The 16,038-nt window shown below is 55.6% G+C and carries 18 protein-coding genes; 10 read left to right on the top strand and 8 right to left on the bottom strand.

All coding sequences use genetic code 11. The annotated features are described in order from the left end of the window. Positions 1-3 precede the first annotated feature (3 nt). The 3 genes from AC2FGB_RS03070 to AC2FGB_RS03060 are packed head-to-tail and all read left to right on the top strand — an operon-like array spanning position 4 to position 2,536. Positions 4-798 (top strand): LpxI family protein, encoded by a 795-nt coding sequence (locus tag AC2FGB_RS03070; RefSeq protein WP_496693191.1) that lies wholly within the window; start codon positions 4-6, stop codon positions 796-798. Beyond that, complete coding sequence (gene lpxB / locus AC2FGB_RS03065; protein WP_496693190.1) at positions 798-1,955, top strand: lipid-A-disaccharide synthase; 1,158 nt, start codon at positions 798-800, stop codon at positions 1,953-1,955. Before AC2FGB_RS03070 ends, lpxB begins: the two co-directional genes overlap by 1 nt. Continuing rightward, the gene (locus AC2FGB_RS03060; RefSeq protein ID WP_281994638.1) at positions 1,955-2,536 is read left to right on the top strand and encodes a cadmium resistance transporter; all 582 of its coding nucleotides are present in this window, start codon (positions 1,955-1,957) and stop codon (positions 2,534-2,536) included. Before lpxB ends, AC2FGB_RS03060 begins: the two co-directional genes overlap by 1 nt. On the opposite strand, the gene mnmA is transcribed toward AC2FGB_RS03060, so the two are convergent. Further along, positions 2,533-3,678 carry a tRNA 2-thiouridine(34) synthase MnmA gene (gene mnmA, locus AC2FGB_RS03055; RefSeq protein WP_281994637.1) on the bottom strand — a complete coding sequence of 382 codons (1,146 nt, stop codon included), beginning with the start codon at positions 3,676-3,678 and terminating at the stop codon, positions 2,533-2,535. The genes AC2FGB_RS03060 and mnmA overlap by 4 nt on opposite strands. Before the next feature lie 129 nt (positions 3,679-3,807). On the opposite strand from mnmA, the gene sciP reads away from it, so the two are divergent. The 5 genes from sciP (at position 3,808) to AC2FGB_RS03030 (ending at position 9,473) form a co-directional block, all read left to right on the top strand. Further along, positions 3,808-4,101 (top strand): CtrA inhibitor SciP, encoded by a 294-nt coding sequence (sciP, locus tag AC2FGB_RS03050; protein WP_281972127.1) that lies wholly within the window; start codon positions 3,808-3,810, stop codon positions 4,099-4,101. Positions 4,102-4,183: 82 nt separating this feature from the next. After that, positions 4,184-4,900, top strand: coding sequence for a response regulator transcription factor CtrA (ctrA, locus tag AC2FGB_RS03045; RefSeq protein WP_496693189.1), 717 nt, complete (start codon positions 4,184-4,186; stop codon positions 4,898-4,900). Positions 4,901-5,023: 123 nt separating this feature from the next. Next, positions 5,024-7,150: an NAD-dependent DNA ligase LigA gene (ligA, locus tag AC2FGB_RS03040; protein ID WP_496693188.1), complete on the top strand. Its 2,127-nt coding sequence runs from the start codon at positions 5,024-5,026 to the stop codon at positions 7,148-7,150. Then, on the top strand, positions 7,147-9,237 hold the full coding sequence (recG, locus tag AC2FGB_RS03035) for an ATP-dependent DNA helicase RecG (RefSeq protein WP_496693187.1): 2,091 nt from the start codon (positions 7,147-7,149) through the stop codon (positions 9,235-9,237). Before ligA ends, recG begins: the two co-directional genes overlap by 4 nt. Continuing rightward, the gene (locus tag AC2FGB_RS03030; protein ID WP_142633888.1) at positions 9,189-9,473 is read left to right on the top strand and encodes a hypothetical protein; all 285 of its coding nucleotides are present in this window, start codon (positions 9,189-9,191) and stop codon (positions 9,471-9,473) included. Before recG ends, AC2FGB_RS03030 begins: the two co-directional genes overlap by 49 nt. A 186-nt stretch (positions 9,474-9,659) precedes the next feature. Here the strand turns inward: AC2FGB_RS03030 and AC2FGB_RS03025 are convergent, their stop codons facing one another. Further along, entirely contained in the window at positions 9,660-10,298 is a 639-nt protein-coding gene (locus tag AC2FGB_RS03025) for a MarC family protein (protein WP_142633886.1), read from the bottom strand. Between the two features lie 60 nt (positions 10,299-10,358). Next, positions 10,359-10,811 carry an iron-sulfur cluster assembly scaffold protein gene (locus AC2FGB_RS03020; protein WP_496693186.1) on the bottom strand — a complete coding sequence of 151 codons (453 nt, stop codon included), beginning with the start codon at positions 10,809-10,811 and terminating at the stop codon, positions 10,359-10,361. A 48-nt stretch (positions 10,812-10,859) separates the two neighbouring features. Here AC2FGB_RS03020 and hisI point away from each other — a divergent pair, with 48 nt between their 5' ends. Continuing rightward, the gene (hisI, locus tag AC2FGB_RS03015; RefSeq protein WP_281972122.1) at positions 10,860-11,249 is read left to right on the top strand and encodes a phosphoribosyl-AMP cyclohydrolase; all 390 of its coding nucleotides are present in this window, start codon (positions 10,860-10,862) and stop codon (positions 11,247-11,249) included. A gap of 4 nt (positions 11,250-11,253) precedes the next feature. Here the strand turns inward: hisI and gluQRS are convergent, their stop codons facing one another. From gluQRS to AC2FGB_RS02995, 4 genes are all read right to left on the bottom strand, one after another. Further along, positions 11,254-12,150, bottom strand: coding sequence for a tRNA glutamyl-Q(34) synthetase GluQRS (gene gluQRS / locus AC2FGB_RS03010; protein ID WP_496693185.1), 897 nt, complete (start codon positions 12,148-12,150; stop codon positions 11,254-11,256). Then, complete coding sequence (locus AC2FGB_RS03005; protein ID WP_496693184.1) at positions 12,147-12,761, bottom strand: class I SAM-dependent DNA methyltransferase; 615 nt, start codon at positions 12,759-12,761, stop codon at positions 12,147-12,149. The genes gluQRS and AC2FGB_RS03005 overlap by 4 nt, the downstream gene beginning before the upstream one ends. A 37-nt stretch (positions 12,762-12,798) precedes the next feature. Beyond that, a complete protein-coding gene (gene trmFO / locus AC2FGB_RS03000) occupies positions 12,799-14,139 on the bottom strand; it encodes a methylenetetrahydrofolate--tRNA-(uracil(54)-C(5))-methyltransferase (FADH(2)-oxidizing) TrmFO (protein WP_142633876.1) in 1,341 nt (446 codons plus the stop codon). 261 nt (positions 14,140-14,400) lie between these two features. Beyond that, positions 14,401-15,186 (bottom strand): enoyl-CoA hydratase, encoded by a 786-nt coding sequence (locus AC2FGB_RS02995; protein WP_282021264.1) that lies wholly within the window; start codon positions 15,184-15,186, stop codon positions 14,401-14,403. Positions 15,187-15,244: 58 nt separating this feature from the next. On the opposite strand from AC2FGB_RS02995, the gene AC2FGB_RS02990 reads away from it, so the two are divergent. Then, positions 15,245-15,688, top strand: coding sequence for a PaaI family thioesterase (locus tag AC2FGB_RS02990; RefSeq protein ID WP_496693183.1), 444 nt, complete (start codon positions 15,245-15,247; stop codon positions 15,686-15,688). A gap of 59 nt (positions 15,689-15,747) precedes the next feature. Here AC2FGB_RS02990 and AC2FGB_RS02985 read toward each other — a convergent pair whose 3' ends face one another. Further along, positions 15,748-15,975, bottom strand: a complete 228-nt coding sequence (locus AC2FGB_RS02985) for a DUF1127 domain-containing protein (RefSeq protein WP_142633870.1) — start codon at positions 15,973-15,975, stop codon at positions 15,748-15,750. Between the last annotated feature and the right edge of the window lie 63 nt (positions 15,976-16,038).

Here is a 16,038-nt window from a genome sequence, read left to right as displayed (position 1 = left end):
ATCATGTTGGCACTGATCGCGGGAACAGGTGTGTTGCCGGACGAAGTGGTTTCCTGTCTGGCTGAACGGCCCTTGATCTGTGCGATGGAAGGCTTTGCCCCGGATACTCTGTCTGCCGACATCGTTTTCCCGCTGGAACAGCTTGGATCATTCATCGCGGATCTCAAAACCTGTGGCGTAACTGAAATCTGTATGGCCGGAGCGGTTCAACGTCCCGCCGTTGACCCGTCGCGCATTGATGCCGCGACGATGCCGTTGGTGCCTATTCTGGTGCAGGCGATTCAATCCGGCGATGACGGCGCATTACGGGCTGTCATTGGGATATTCGAAAACTCGGGCCTGAATGTCCGTGCCGCGCATGAGATTGCGCCTGAACTGCTGCCTCCGCTTGGTTGTTTGACAGAGGCACAGCCCTCAGACGCGGATCGCGCAGATGCGGATCGGGCATCCAGTATCCTGCGTGCCATGGGGGCAGCTGATATCGGCCAGGCCTGTGCAGTTTCCAAAGGGCAGGCTTTGGCGATCGAAGGAATTTTTGGCACCGCATGGATGCTCGAGTCTCTGACTCAACGGCCCGATGCGGGGGGTGGGGTGCTTTTCAAGGGTCCAAAGCCCGATCAGGACTTTCGCGCGGATCTGCCAGCTATTGGACCCGAAACCATTTCCAGCGCCGTCGCAGCTGGTTTGTCCGGGATCGTGATCGAAAAAGGCGGGGTGCTTGTATTGCAGCGACAACGTGTAATTGCTGAGTGCGATCGCCTGGGTTTGTTCCTTTATGTGCGTGAGCGAACCAACTGATGCGGGTGTTTCTGGTCGCCGGCGAACCTTCGGGCGATCGATTGGGCGGCGCGTTGATGGAAGGGCTACGTGCCCTTGTCCCAGATGTTACATTCGACGGGGTCGGCGGACCATTGATGCAGGCCCAGGGTCTGAACAGCCGCTTTCCGATGTCCGAATTGTCAGTGATGGGCCTGATTGAGGTATTGCCAAAATTCTTTCACCTCAAGCGCCGGATATCTGAGACAGCGCAGGCCGTGCTGGACACCAAACCTGACGTATTGATCACCATCGACAGTCCGGACTTCTCGTTGCGCGTTGCCAAGCTGGTCAAAGCGGCAAGCGATACTCGAACCGTCCACTATGTGGCCCCCAGCGTTTGGGCATGGCGACCGGGGCGTGCGGATAAGATGGCCAAGGTCATCGACCATGTGCTGGCGTTGCTTCCGTTTGAGCCGCCCTATATGGAACGCGCCGGGATGGAATGCGATTTTGTTGGCCATCCGGTTGCAAGCGAACCCATCGCCTCAGATCGCGATATCCAGGAGTTTCGCGCCGCCTATGATCTTGGGGATGCTCCGCTGGTTCTTGCCTTGCCGGGGTCGCGCAAGGGTGAGGTTGACCGTCTGGCCCCTGTATTTGGTCAGGCCCTGGGGCAATTCCTAGTCGACCGGCCGGGTACGCGGGTTATTGTTCCGGCGGTTGCACATATGGTCGAGGCCGTAACCGAACATCTGCAGACATGGCCAGGCAATCCCGTCGTGATCGACCCGCGCAATGTTCCGACCGAAGAGGCGGTTCAGCAGAAACGCGCAGCTTTTGCCGCAGCGGACCTTGCTCTGGCGGCATCGGGTACCGTGTCGCTTGAACTTGCAGCCCAAGCAACACCCATGGTGATTGCCTACCGCCTCAGCTGGCTGACCCAGAAACTGGCAGTACGTATGGTCAATCTGGACACGGTTACATTGGTCAATCTTGTCTCGGAAACGCGTTCCATCCCGGAATGCCTGCTGGATGACTGCCTGCCGGACAAGATTGCCGTAGCGCTACGAGAGGTCGCCCTGAAACCTGACGCGCAGCGCAGCGCGATGGATCTGACAATGGAACGCCTGGGCCGTGGCGGCGACGCCCCTGGTTTCAGAGCTGCAAAGGCCGTGTTGGCCAGAATGCCGTCCTGATGGCCGAGTTCATCCTCTTTGGTTTTTCGGCCTTTCTGGCATTGATACTGACCAATCTGGATAATCTTGCCGCCTTGGTGGCGCTGATCTTGGTGTCAGGGGACAAGCGGGCCGTCTTTGGCTTTCTGTTCGCACAGGGCTTGGTGATTTCGGCGTCCTTGCTGTTCGCCATGGGGATCGAGGGCGTGATACCGGGCTGGGCCGGGTATCTGGGGATGATCCCGCTGACACTGGGCTGTCTGGCCGCCATCCGCCAATGGCGCGGGCAGGGCGCCGATACACCGGCGCATCTCGAAGCCGGAGCGTCAATTTTGGTGACAACCTTACTGTTTACCAGCCTGTCGATGGACACTTTGGCCGTTCTGGCGCCGTTATTGGCGGATTCAACGCTAGGCTTTCGGATCGCCGGAGCCTTCGGCGCAGGGCTTGCCGTGGTAGGATTGGCCACGCTGGCGCTGCTGGGCGCCAAATCTCCGCTCATCAGTGGTCGCATCGCGCGCAAGCTTGAGATGCTTGTTCCTTACGTGATGATCTGCGCTGGTCTTTATATTCTCAGCAACTCGTGGACCGACGCAGTTTAGTATCCGCGCCAAATCCAACCGCCGCCGAAGATGCGGCTGCCTTCGGATGCATAGAAGACACAGGCCTGACCGGGCGACACACCTTCTTCCGGGGTCAGCAACTCGACCTCGGCCGTGGTTTCCGAAAGTGGGCGGATGATGGCCTCACGCGGGGGTCGGGTCGAGCGAACCTTGACCAGGACGTGCCATTCATCGCGTGACGTAAACGGCTCATCGCCCAGCCAGTTGATTTCACGCACCGGAATGGTGCGGGTGGCCAACATCTCTTTGGGGCCAACCACAACCTGTTTTTTGTCGACATCCAGCTTCACCACGTAAAGCGGATCGCTGAGGCCTCCGATACCAAGCCCGCGGCGCTGACCAATGGTATAGTGGATTACCCCGTTATGCTGGGCCAGCACACGACCATCCGCATGAACGATCTCACCCGGTTCCGCCGCGCCGGGGCGCAGCTTTTCGATTACGCTGGCATAGTTGCCGTTGGGCACGAAACAGATGTCCTGACTGTCGGGCTTGTCGGCAACAGCCAACCCATATTGCGCAGCCATTTCGCGCGTTGCGTCCTTGGAGGGCAGGTGGCCCAGTGGAAAGCGCAGGAAATCCAGCTGTTCCGGGGTCGTCGAGAACAGGAAATAGGATTGATCGCGGTTGGCATCCTCGGCGCTGTGCAATTCCGGCCCGTTGGGGCCTGTCTTGCGCTGAATATAGTGGCCGGTGGCCATGCAATCAGCCTCAAGATCCTTGGCGGTTTCCAGCAGGTCCTTGAATTTCACCCGTTCGTTACAGCGAATGCAGGGAACCGGCGTCGCACCGGCCAGATAGCTGTCGGCGAATTCGTCGATCACGGCGTCCTTGAAGATGTTCTCATAATCCAGAACGTAATGCGGAAACCCGCGTTCCTCGGCCACGCGGCGCGCATCGTGAATGTCGATACCGGCACAGCAGGCCCCCTTTTTGGCCAGCGCAGCACCGTGGTCATACAGCTGCAGGGTGACGCCGATGACGTCATACCCCTGATCCGCCAAATGCGCGGCCACGACCGAGCTGTCCACGCCTCCGGACATGGCAACAACCACCCGCGTTTCAGACGGGGGCTTGGCAAAGCCAAGAGAGTTCAGCGGTGTCTCGGTGTCGAGGGCCATGACGGTTCCAGTACGGGTTAAGAAAGACCGGCAGAATATAGGAAAATTCTAGATACTCTCAAGGGGCGGTTTCACAACACATTAAGTAGCATGGTGTCAGCTTTGTCGCAGCACGAAGAGGACCGAAAGATGTATTTGCACAAAGTAGAGGGGCCCAGGTCGGTAACCCTGCCGGATGGAACGGTTTTATCCCGGGCTGATCTGCCGCCAAAAGAGACAACCCGCTGGGTGGCATCCCGTAAAGCGATTGTAGTCCGTGGCGTTCTATACGGATTGATTACGCTTTCGGAAGCCAAAAACCAATATGGCCTCAGCGATGAAGAATTTAATTCCTGGGTTTCTGCGGTCGCAGAACACGGAACGGACGCATTAAAGGTCACTACGATAAAAAAATATCGACAACCTAAAGGAGAGCGTGAATAAATGATTCAACGGTAACGTCAGATTAACCATTTTTGAGCAGGCTCGATTTTAATTGGTAAATTGAGCTGAATTGGAGCAGTAAATGCGTATACTTCTTGTCGAGGATGATCCAACCACGTCCAAAAGCATCGAACTGATGCTGACACATGCCAATCTGAACGTATATGCGACAGATTTAGGCGAAGAAGGGATCGACCTCGCAAAACTTTACGATTACGACCTGATCCTCCTTGATCTCAACCTTCCGGATATGAACGGGCATGAAGTGCTGCGCCAGTTGCGGGTTGCGCGGGTGGAAACGCCGATCCTGATCCTGTCGGGGGCCGACGATACACAAAGTAAAATTAAAGGCTTCGGATTTGGTGCTGACGATTATCTGACCAAACCATTCCATAGAGAAGAATTGGTTGCACGTATTCACGCCATTATTCGCCGCTCAAAAGGGCATTCTCAATCCATAATCCACACCGGGCGCGTTGCAGTGAATCTGGATGCGAAAACCGTCGAAGTGGAAGGCAAGGCTGTTCACCTGACCGGCAAAGAATATCAAATGCTCGAACTTCTGAGCCTTCGAAAGGGAACAACCCTGACTAAAGAGATGTTCCTTAACCATCTCTATGGGGGAATGGATGAGCCCGAATTGAAAATCATTGACGTCTTTATCTGCAAATTGCGCAAAAAACTTAGCAATGCCACCGAGGGCGAAAATTATATCGAGACCGTCTGGGGCAGGGGGTATGTGTTGCGCGATCCTCAGAAAAACAGCGTCGATGAACCTCGCATTGCGGTTGGCGCCTAGGCGCGCAAGTTTTTCGTCGCCAAGGGTCCGGGGCGACACCCTCGCTCACTGAACAGCACGTCTAGACCTAGCCATGCCCTCGCCCTATCACTGAACTCCAAGAACATTTGACGGGGCGAGGGCATGAGCAATTCCATTTCAGTATCAGACCTGACGGAAGATCAGGCACGCAATGAATTGGCGCGGCTGGCTGGGCTTTTACATCATGCGAACGCATTGTATCACCAGAAAGACGCCCCCGAGATTTCTGATGCCGACTATGATGCGCTGAAACTCAGAAACTCAGAAATCGAGTCGCGATTTCCGCAACTCAAGCGATCTGACAGCCCATCGGATATCGTTGGTGCCCGCCCCGCCGATGGGTTCTCCAAGATTTCACATGCCGTGCGCATGCTGTCTTTGGGCAACGCTTTTCATGACGAGGACGTCTCTGATTTCGATCGGTCTGTCCGAAAATATCTAGGGTTGGATGACGAGACGGGATTGAGCTATACGGCTGAGCCCAAGATCGACGGTCTCTCCCTTTCGCTTCGGTATGAGAGGGGTAGGCTTGTCCATGCGGCCACACGGGGAGACGGAGAAGTCGGGGAAAATGTTACCGCAAATGCGCTAACCATATCGGATATTCCACAGGCAATCACCGGCGCACCAGACATCCTTGAGGTTCGCGGCGAGGTCTATATGTCTCACGACGACTTTGATCGTCTAAATGAGAGCCAGTCCAAGAAAGGCGAAAAAACCTTCGCCAACCCGCGAAATGCCGCCGCAGGATCCCTTCGTCAGTTGGATTCCGCAATTACCCGTTCTCGTCCCCTCAAGTTTTTTGCTTATGCCTGGGGGGAGCTGTCTGAGCCTCTGGCAAGCACCCAATACGAAGCCATACAGCGCCTGAAGGAATTCGGATTTTCAACCAACCCGCTAACCCGTTTATGCACGGATACAAAGCAGATTCTGGATCACTATCGCAGCATCGAGCTGCAGCGTGCGACGCTTGGATATGACATTGATGGTGTGGTCTACAAGGTAAACGATCTTGCGCTGCAATCACGGCTTGGGTTCCGGTCCAGCACACCCCGCTGGGCAATTGCGCATAAATTTCCGGCCGAGCTTGCCTGGACCCGTCTTGAAGCGATCGACATTCAGGTTGGCCGCACCGGCGCGCTGAGCCCGGTGGCCAGGCTGCACCCGGTTACTGTCGGCGGTGTGGTCGTGTCGAACGCAACGTTGCACAACGAAGATTACATTTCTGGTAAAGACGCAAAAGGCGGCGAGATACGCGAAGGCAAAGACATTCGGATCGGCGACTGGGTTCAGGTTTATCGCGCCGGCGATGTGATCCCGAAGGTTGCCGATGTCGACATTTCGAAACGCCCGGATGATGCCGAAAAGTTCATCTTCCCGGAAAAATGCCCTGAATGTCACAGCGATGCGATCCGCGAGGAAGGTGACGCGGTCCGTCGCTGTACCGGTGGCGTTATCTGCCCTGCGCAAGCCGTTGAGAAATTGAAGCATTTCGTCTCACGCAAGGCCTTTGATATCGAAGGGTTTGGAGCAAAGCAGATTGAAATGTTCTATGACGATCCCGATCTGCCAGTTCGGACCCCGGCTGATATTTTTACTCTGAAACAACGAGATAGTGCGAACCTGAACAGGCTGGCTAATCGCAAGGGATGGGGGGCGCAGAGCGCCACCAATCTGTGGCAAGCGATTGATGAAAAACGAGTTATTCCACTGGGTCGGTTGCTGTTTGCACTGGGCATTCGACATGTCGGCGAGGCAGCGTCGAACCTAATCGCAACGCATTACGGATCATGGGATGAGCTGGAAAAAGCGGTTACCATAGCGCATAGTCAGACCGGGTCAGAATGGGATGAGCTGCTGAACGTTGACGGTGTTGGTGAGGTTATGGCCCGCGCATTGGTTTCAGCCTTCGCCCAGCCTGCCGAACGGCAGAGCATCGACGATCTTGTGGCTCAGCTTGATGTCCAAGACGCGAAACGGCCCGATACCTCGGGTAGCCCCGTTGCGGGAAAGACCGTGGTTTTTACGGGATCGCTTGAAAAGATGACCCGCGCCGAGGCCAAGGCTCGTGCCGAGGCATTGGGCGCCAAAGTGTCGGGATCGGTCAGCAATAAAACCGATCTTTTGGTTGCAGGACCGGGTGCTGGATCAAAGGCGAAAAAGGCGGCTGAACTTGGTATTGAGACGCTCGACGAAGATGGCTGGTTGCAGCTGATCGACGGCAAATGAGTGGTCGGCCCGAATCTCTGTTCCCGCTGTTTTCGCGGCTGGAAACGCTTGACGGCGTGGGGCCGAAAACGGCTCAGGTCTTGGCGCAGTCAGGTGTCGAGACCCCGCGCGACGTCTTGTTCGGGCTGCCTTATGCGGTGATTGATCGGCGCAGGCGCGATACCATTCAAGGCGTCGATTTGCCCTCGACGCTGACCGTAGAAGTCACCGTTGGCATCCATCGTCCCCCTAGAAACAAGGGCGGTGCGTATCGTGTCCATGTTGAAGACAGCCAGACTGAATTTCAGTTGGTGTTCTTTCATGCCCGCGGCGATTACTTGCAAAAAGTGCTCCCTCAGGGCGCGCGCAGGGTGATTTCTGGCAAGTTAGAGCTGTTCGACGGGATCGCTCAGATGGTCCACCCGGATCACATGCTGCCGCCAGCGGATGCGAAGGATATCCCTGAGTTTGAACCTGTCTATCATTTGACCCAGGGGCTGACCCAGAAAACTGCCTTCAAGGCCGCGCGTAGCGCGGTTGCACTCTCGCCGGAATTGACGGAATGGATTGATCCCGCGCAGGTCGCAAAAGAGAACTGGCCAGACTGGCTGAGCGCTGTACATGCAGCGCATAATCCGCAGGGTGCGGATGATGTAGCGTCTTTTTCTCCAGCGCATGAGCGTTTGGCCTATGATGAGCTGTTCGCGCATCAACTGACCTTGGCATTGGCCCGCCAACGAGAGCGCAGGGTCAAGGGGATCGCCAGCGCTGGTACGGGCAAGCTGCAATCCCGTGTGTTGTCGAACCTGCCATACAAGCCCACCAACGCCCAACAGCGCGCTATTCAAGAGATCGCCGGGGATATGGCCTCGGATACGCGCATGAACAGATTGCTTCAGGGGGATGTTGGGTCCGGCAAGACTCTGGTTGCGTTCATGGCACTGCTGGTCGCGGTCGAGGCGGGCGGGCAGGGCGTCATGATGGCCCCTACCGAGATACTCGCTCAGCAGCATCTGGAAGGGTTGCGCCCCCTCGCCGAAGAGGCGGGCGTGGTTCTGGAAATCCTGACCGGTCGCGACAAGGGGGCGGATCGGCGTGCCAAGCTGTTGGCGCTTCAACGGGGGGATATTCACATTCTGGTGGGCACTCACGCCGTATTTCAAAGCGATGTCGCGTTTCAGGAATTACGGCTGGCAATCGTCGACGAACAGCACCGATTTGGGGTCCGTCAACGCATGGAGCTGTCGGAAAAAGGCAGGGGGGCGGACGTTTTGGTCATGACAGCAACGCCTATTCCACGCAGTCTTGCCCTGACTCAATACGGTGACATGGACGTGTCCGTGCTTGATGAAAAGCCGCCGGGGCGAAAACGTGTCAAAACAGCGGTTGTGAGCACTGAACGGATTCAAGAAGTTGTCTCGCATCTGCAAAAAGCTATTGCTGAGGGCCGCCAATGCTATTGGGTCTGCCCGCTTGTCGATGAATCCGAAGTATCGGATCTGACCGCTGCCGAGGAACGGTTCAAAAGGCTGCGTGCCATTTTGGGGGACGGGATAGTGGGGCTGGTTCACGGCCAAATGCCGCCCGCCGACAAAGACGCAGCGATGAAGGCATTTCAGCAGGGGCAAACCAAAGTTCTGGTGGCGACCACGGTAATCGAGGTTGGCGTGAATGTTCCAAATGCCTCGATCATGGTCATCGAAAGGGCCGAGATTTTTGGCCTGGCGCAGCTGCATCAGCTTCGCGGTCGTGTTGGGCGAGGCGAGGCAGATTCGACATGTCTGCTGATGTATCAGCCACCCCTCGGCGAAGGGGGGCGCAAAAGGCTGGAAGTTCTGCGCGAAACCGAAGACGGGTTCAAAATCTCTGAGACAGACCTGCAAATGCGCGGAGCGGGCGATCTGATCGGTACTGCGCAGTCAGGTCTGCCGAAGTTCCGTATCGCCGATTTGGAAAGGCAGGCCGGTTTGATGGCAGTTGCGCAGTCTGACGCAAGGGCTCTGCTGGGCGTGGACGCCAAACTTGAAACGAAAAGGGGCAAGGCGGCTCGTGTTCTTTTGTGGCTGATGAAACAGGATCAGGCAATCCGTTTGATATCAGTTGGTTAGACGAAAACAGGAACATTAGTTCACAAATGTTCTCAAAAAGTTCTTTACCAAGACAGCAAAATATGAGAACAAAAGGTCAACAAAGGATTAAAACCCTGACCGGAGGAACCCATATGCTGACCCAGATCAAGACCACCCTAAATCGTTCCCAGTCGACGCTGCTGCAGGACGCAGCAGGTGCGGTTGCACTGGTGGTCATACTTATGGTCGCACTTCATCTTCCCGGAACGTATTAAGTCTTTCTGCCTGCGATCTCATGCCGATCACGCCGCGCTTGTCATCCCCATTTCAATCAAGGGTGACCTGCCTGTCCCAATACCCTTGAAGGGCCATGCCTCGGCCCCGCGCGGATATCCGGACCCCACATGAGAAACGCATTACCTGCCGCCGCCCTTTCCGCCCGAAAGGTGCGGCGGTTTTTTTTAGAGCTGACCGGTTTTCATAATTTCCAACAACGCCGACAGAACCGAGTTCACTGCGACCGATGCCAGGATCATCCCCATGACACGGCTGATGATGGCGGCGCCTGAATGGCCGATCAGCCGAATGATCGGCTCGGCCAGCAACATCAGGACAAAGGCAATCGCAACAACCGACAGCATGACCAAAGCCGTGATCCCCTGATCAGCAACACTGTACCTGTTGTTATCGGTCAAGATGACGATGGCCAGCATCGCACCTGGTGAGGCAAGCGAGGGGACGGCAAGAGGAAAGATCGCTGGGTTGTGTTTGTGGAGTTCGTCTTTGATGTCGTCCTCGGCAGCGCGCTGCTCGACTTCCTGTTTGGGCTCGCCAAAAATCATGGTCAGCGCGAACAGGAAAAGGATAATGCCGCCAGCGACTTGAAAAGAGTTCAGGCCGATATCCAGCGCCTCGATCAGCAGTTGCCCGAAGACCAGGAAAAACAATAGAATCCCGGCGCTTATAAGCGAGGCCACAAGCGCCATCTTACGGCGTGCGGCGGCCCCAAGCCCTGCGGTAACAGCGATGAAGACCGGGATTGTTCCAATCGGATCAATAACAACCCAAAGCGTGACAAAATGCTCAAGTAAACCGTTCAAAACTGGAATTCCCTTCGTTTATTCCGAAAGGCTATAACGTTTCGCCCGTCAAAACCATGTTTAGGCGCAATTTGCACGTTCCGCCTGTTCAAATGCCTCTGCGGTTGCATCAAGAACCAGCAGGATCGAGGCATGACGGTTCTTATATTCCCGTGCGGGCATCAAAACCTCAAGCCCATCAAATGGGGCCTCGGGTGCCGATCCATCCTTTTTCAGCATCGAGGACAGTTGCTCGCGCGCCTTTTCGACCTGAGCACGCGTTGTGCCGACGATTGCTCCGCCAACGACCGAAGCAGAGGCCTGTCCCAGGGCGCAGGCTTTCACGTCCTGACCGAACTCTGAAATTCTGCCATCCTGAACTTTTACATCAACAGTGATGGTCGACCCGCATAGGGGCGAGCGTTTTTTCACCGTAGCGTCAGCGTCATCAAGCCGGCATAGGTGTGGGATGTCAGCAGCAAGGGCCAGAATTCGGCCAGAGTATAGCTTTATCAGGTCATTCTCGCCGGACATGGCTTTCCCTCGTTGAATGTTCCCAATACATAGTGGCCATCCACCGGGATGCAAAAGGTTTTTGTCATGTCTTCCTCAGTCGCGTTCGATGCATCGAGTTTGAAATTCAACGAGGCCGGGCTGATTCCAGCCATCGCTCAGGACGAAAATACGGGCGAGGTATTGATGATGGCCTGGATGAACCAGAGCGCCATTGAAAAGACGCTTGAAACCAGACGCGTTACCTATTGGTCCCGCTCGCGCCAGTCATTCTGGATCAAGGGCGAAAGCTCGGGCCATGTGCAGGAATTGGTTGATCTCCGCGTGGATTGCGACCGGGATTGCCTGCTTGTCCTTGTGCGCCAGACCGGTCCGGCCTGCCACACCAACCGTCGATCTTGTTTCTACACAGCGGTCAGAGACGGGGATGAGGTCGAAATCATGCACCCCATGACCTAATTGGTCAAAGCCCCACCATCGCCCGAATATCTTCGGGCGTCGCACCTTCATCGCGGAACTTGGCAATGGCGCGCGCATCGTCGCGTTTGGCCAGCCGTTTGCCGGCCTGATCGCGGATCAGGCGGTGATGCAGGTAGATCGGTGTCGGCAAACTCAACAGCGTCTGCAGCAGAACGTGGATACGTGTGGCTTCGAACAGATCCTGACCACGAACCACATGCGTAACTTTTTGTGCAGCGTCATCCAGAACGACCGACAAGTGATACGACGTGCCCATATCCCGGCGCGACAGAACGACATCACCAACCGTTTCCAGCATCTCTGCCTGTGTGAACCAGACACAGCCGGACTCAGCGCCTGGACCTTTTCCAATCTCTTGAAACGATGCGGTGTTACTATCGCTCTGAAACAGGCTGGATGTTTGTTTCAAAGCTTCGGCCATATCCAATCGCAACGGAATACTAAACGGGCGTGGTTTACCCGATGGACCCTGTTGTTTCCAGCGTGTGCGACACGTCCCCGGATAGATAATCCCGTCCGGACCAAGAAGTGGGGCTCCTTCCTGGGGAGCGCTGGCCGCGTTGGCGATGTCTTTTCGGTTGCAGCGGCACGGGTACAGCAGCCCCCGCGACCACAGATCGTCTAGCGCGGCATCATAGGCGGCAGCTCGTGTGGATTGGTACAGCACCGGTTCAGGCCAAGACAGGCCAAGCCAATGCAAATCATCGTAAATCTGGGTTTCCCATGCCGGGCGCGAGCGAGATCGGTCGATGTCCTCGATCCTCAGCAAAAACTGGCCATTCTTCGACTTTGCAAAATCATGTGCCAAAATCGCCGAATAAGCGTGGCCAAGATGCAGCGGTCCTGTAGGTGATGGTGCAAATCTGGTTACTAAAGTCACACTTTTTCAACAATATAAACGTCAGACTTCATGTCCATTCCCGGAAGGTGCGGGCCATATTCCCGGAACAGCAATCGTGCTGCGCCCATATCCAGCCACTCACTTAGGCGAACGGTATAGCTGTGATCTTCAAGCGTATGATCATTATAAGAAAAAGCTAAAAGACCGTGTGATGGCAATGCGTTTAGGAGCATATCCAGTGTCTCTGGCGGTGCGGCGCCGACGCCGATGACTCCGATCGCTGTGATTACTTTATATGCGCCAGCTTGCAGAGGGTTGGGATCTGTGATGTCGAAACTGGTTAGGTTGCGATAAACCCCCTTTGTAAGAGCGCCCTCTAACATCTGCGGGGTGGGGTCTATTCCATCGACGACCTCAAATCCTACCGCGTTCAGTGCGACACCCGACAGACCGGTACCGCAGCCATAGTCCAGAATTGGGGTTTTGGGCTCGGGCAGTTGCGACCAGAGAGCCCGGGCGATACGTCCCGGGGTCGCATAACCGTTTGACCCAACCTCATCATCATAAGACGAGGCCCATTTTTGATAATGTGCTTTGGTCGCCTGAGGCGAATCCAGCCCATAGACATCCTTTAGGAATTTATCGCTCATACCGATATGTTAGGACGTCGGGGCCGGACCCGTCCAGTCACCAATGCGCCAACCACTTGGTCCATTCTTCCTTGGCCCGGTCAGTATAGGCCTTGTAGCGGTCTTTTCGGCCACGCCGACCGCCTTTTAACCCATCGACAGGACGGAACAGACCGAAATTCACGTTCATGGGCTGGAATGTTTTTGCCTCGGCACCGCCAGTGATGTGGTGGATCAAAGCGCCCATGGCACTGTCCTGCGGAACTTCGGGAACGGTACGGCCCAACATCTCGGCAGCAGCCAGACGTCCGGCCAAAAGACCCATCGCGGCGCTTTCCACATAGCCTTCGACACCGGTAATCTGACCAGCGAACCTGATATTGGGCTTTGATTTCAGCCGCATCTGGGAATCCAGCAATGTCGGAGAGTTGATGAACGTATTGCGATGAATACCGCCCAGCCGCGCAAAACTGGCATTCTCCAACCCCGGAATCATGCGAAACACATCGGTTTGGGCTCCGTATTTCATCTTGGTCTGAAAGCCGACAATGTTGAACAATGTTCCCAGGGCGTTATCTCGGCGCAGTTGAACCACCGCGTGAGGCTTTACCTCGGGCTGATGCGGGTTCGTCAGGCCGACCGGCTTCATCGGTCCGTGGCGCAACGTTTCACGACCGCGCTCGGACATAACCTCTATCGGAAGACAACCGTCGAAATAGCCTGCGGTCTCTCCTTCATGGAACTCGGTCTTGTCCGCGGCCAGCAGGGCGTCGATGAAGGCGTCGTACTGTTCTCGGTCCATCGGACAATTCAGGTAAGCGGTGCGTTCTTCTTCGGTCTCACCCTTGTCATACCGAGATTGCATCCAAGCTTTGCTCATGTCGATGCTGTCTGCATAGACGATTGGTGCAATGGCATCAAAGAACGCCAACGACTCGGCGCCGGTTTCCGCGCGGATTGCTTCTCCCAATCCAGCAGACGTCAGAGGGCCGGTGGCAAATATCCATTGGCCGTCAGAGGGCAGGGCGGTCACTTCTTCGCCAGTGATTTCGACAAGGGGGTGAGCCTTTAACTTGGCCGTCACAGATTCCGCAAACGGATCGCGATCCACAGCCAATGCGCCCCCGGCCGGCAGTCGGTGCGCATCTGCCGTTTTCAAGATCAACCCTTCGGCCTCGCGCATTTCCCAATGCAGCAGTCCAACGGCGTTCTGTTCGTCATCATCCGACCGGAATGAGTTCGAGCAGACCATCTCGGCCAAGTTGCCGGTCTGATGCGCAAAAGTTCCGACTTTTGGGCGCATTTCGTGAATCACGACCTCGACGCCCATTTCCGCCGCCTGCCAGGCAGCCTCGGACCCGGCCATGCCGCCGCCCACGATATGCAATTTCTGTGTCATAAGCTGCCACATAGGGCACAGAAGATCGCAACGCAACACAGCAGCGATGGCGCACGGGAAATCATGTTTTCAAGGGATTTTTGGGGTCGCCGATGCGGGAATGTCTGCGCCAGTGAGAGAAACCAGCTCGGAGGGACCTTCCGCCCACGGCGACCCAAAAAGTGTTCAAGGCCTTAGCCTCGTCTCAGCTTTGCCACAGTAACGCCCATTTGAAAAGTCCAAAAATGGCGACATTGCGGAAAAATATGCATGACAAATTCCTTATTGGCTCCAATTTGGATCTCTTTTTCCGATAAATGCAGATATTCCTTCTTCGGTATCCCGATGCATCATATTCTGAGCCATTACCTCGCCGGTATAGGAATAGGCCTGATCCAATGGCATATCCAACTGGCGGTAGAAGGCCTGTTTTCCGACTTTCACGGCAGATCCCAGTTTTGAGGCAAGCTGCTCGGCCAGTGAAACAGCCTCATGCTCCAACAGCATTTCTGGCACCACGCGATTGACAAGACCCAGCTCAGCAGCTCGTGACGCCGGAATGAAATCTCCGGTCGTCAACATCTCGAAGGCGTGTTTGCGTGGAATGTTTCGGCTAAGAGCAACCATTGGAGTCGAACAGAACAGCCCGATATTCACACCGTTTACGCCAAACCGCGTCCCTTCGGCAGCTACAGCAAGATCGCAGGTTGCAACCAACTGGCATCCGGCCGCCGTAGCAATGCCGTGCACCTGGGCAATAACCGGCTGCGGAAGCGACTGAATTGAAAGCATCATTTTCGCACAGCGATTGAATAGGTCCTGGAAATAGGCTTTGCCGCCGTCTTCAGATTGGCGCCCTGCTGTCATCTGTTTCAGATCATGACCCGCACAAAAAGCTTTGCCTTTACCAGAAAGGATCACCGCCCGGATGGAACTGTCTTCGCGCAGGGCATCAAGTTCAGTCTGTAGCGCAGCCAGCATTTCGTCACTTAGGGCATTGAGTCGGTCTGGCGCATTCATTGTAAGCCTAGCCACGGCGTCTGCGTCATTTCGTTCCAGAATTCCCATCTTGCCCTCCGATCTGATGTGAGGCCAACTCTAGGTCGGCAAATCCAGGAGGGGAAGTATGTCATTGGCAATGAATCGGGAGGAACTGGAGGATTATATGAGCCAAATCTTCCCCCAGGTCAGTCAGGATTATTCGGTCCAGGATCTGACCGAAGAGTCCATCGTCATGAGACTTTCCGTTGGCGACCGTCATTTGCGCCCCGGTAGGACTGTCTCGGGGCCGTCTATGTTTGGATTAGCTGATGTAAGCGTTTACGCACTGATCCTGGCGCGCAGGGGCCAGCAATCTCTGGCCGTGACAACCGGTTGTTCAATGGACTTCATGCGTAAACCGGATGGAAATGCAGATTTGATTGCGCGCTGCACCTTGCTGAAGCTAGGAAAAACCCTTGCCGTAGGTGACGTTCTAATATTTTCGGAAGGGTCAGACAAACCCGTCGCTCGCGCAACGATGACCTATTCTTTACCACCAGAGGGGTCAGCTGCGGCAGCTTTTGGGTGAAAAAATGGCCGGGATAAACCCGGCCAAGGAAGAGGTCCCATATAGGGACTGGGGATTACCTAGCCCTGCCAAAAAGGGCGTTCGATCTCTCGTCTGGCCTGATAATTAGTCAGGCCCACATCCTTCAGCAGCCTGTCATCGAGATTGGACAAGTTAATTCGGCTGCGGCGTTGCCGCTCCCATTTTGTGACCGTCGCCGCAAACCGCACGGCCAGTGCGGCAATCAGCGGCAGCCGGGGGCTGTCGTTAAGCGCTATCAGGGCGGGGTTGTGCATTGCGCGTGTCATCTTGGGGTTCCTTTCAAATTGTATTGACACAAACGTTATATGTTCGGTATGAACACTTGATAC

This window comes from Ruegeria sp. CDSC021, from assembly GCF_059610845.1.
The sequence above is the reverse complement of the archived record's forward strand: the minus strand, read 5'-3'. Positions and strand labels throughout refer to the sequence as shown.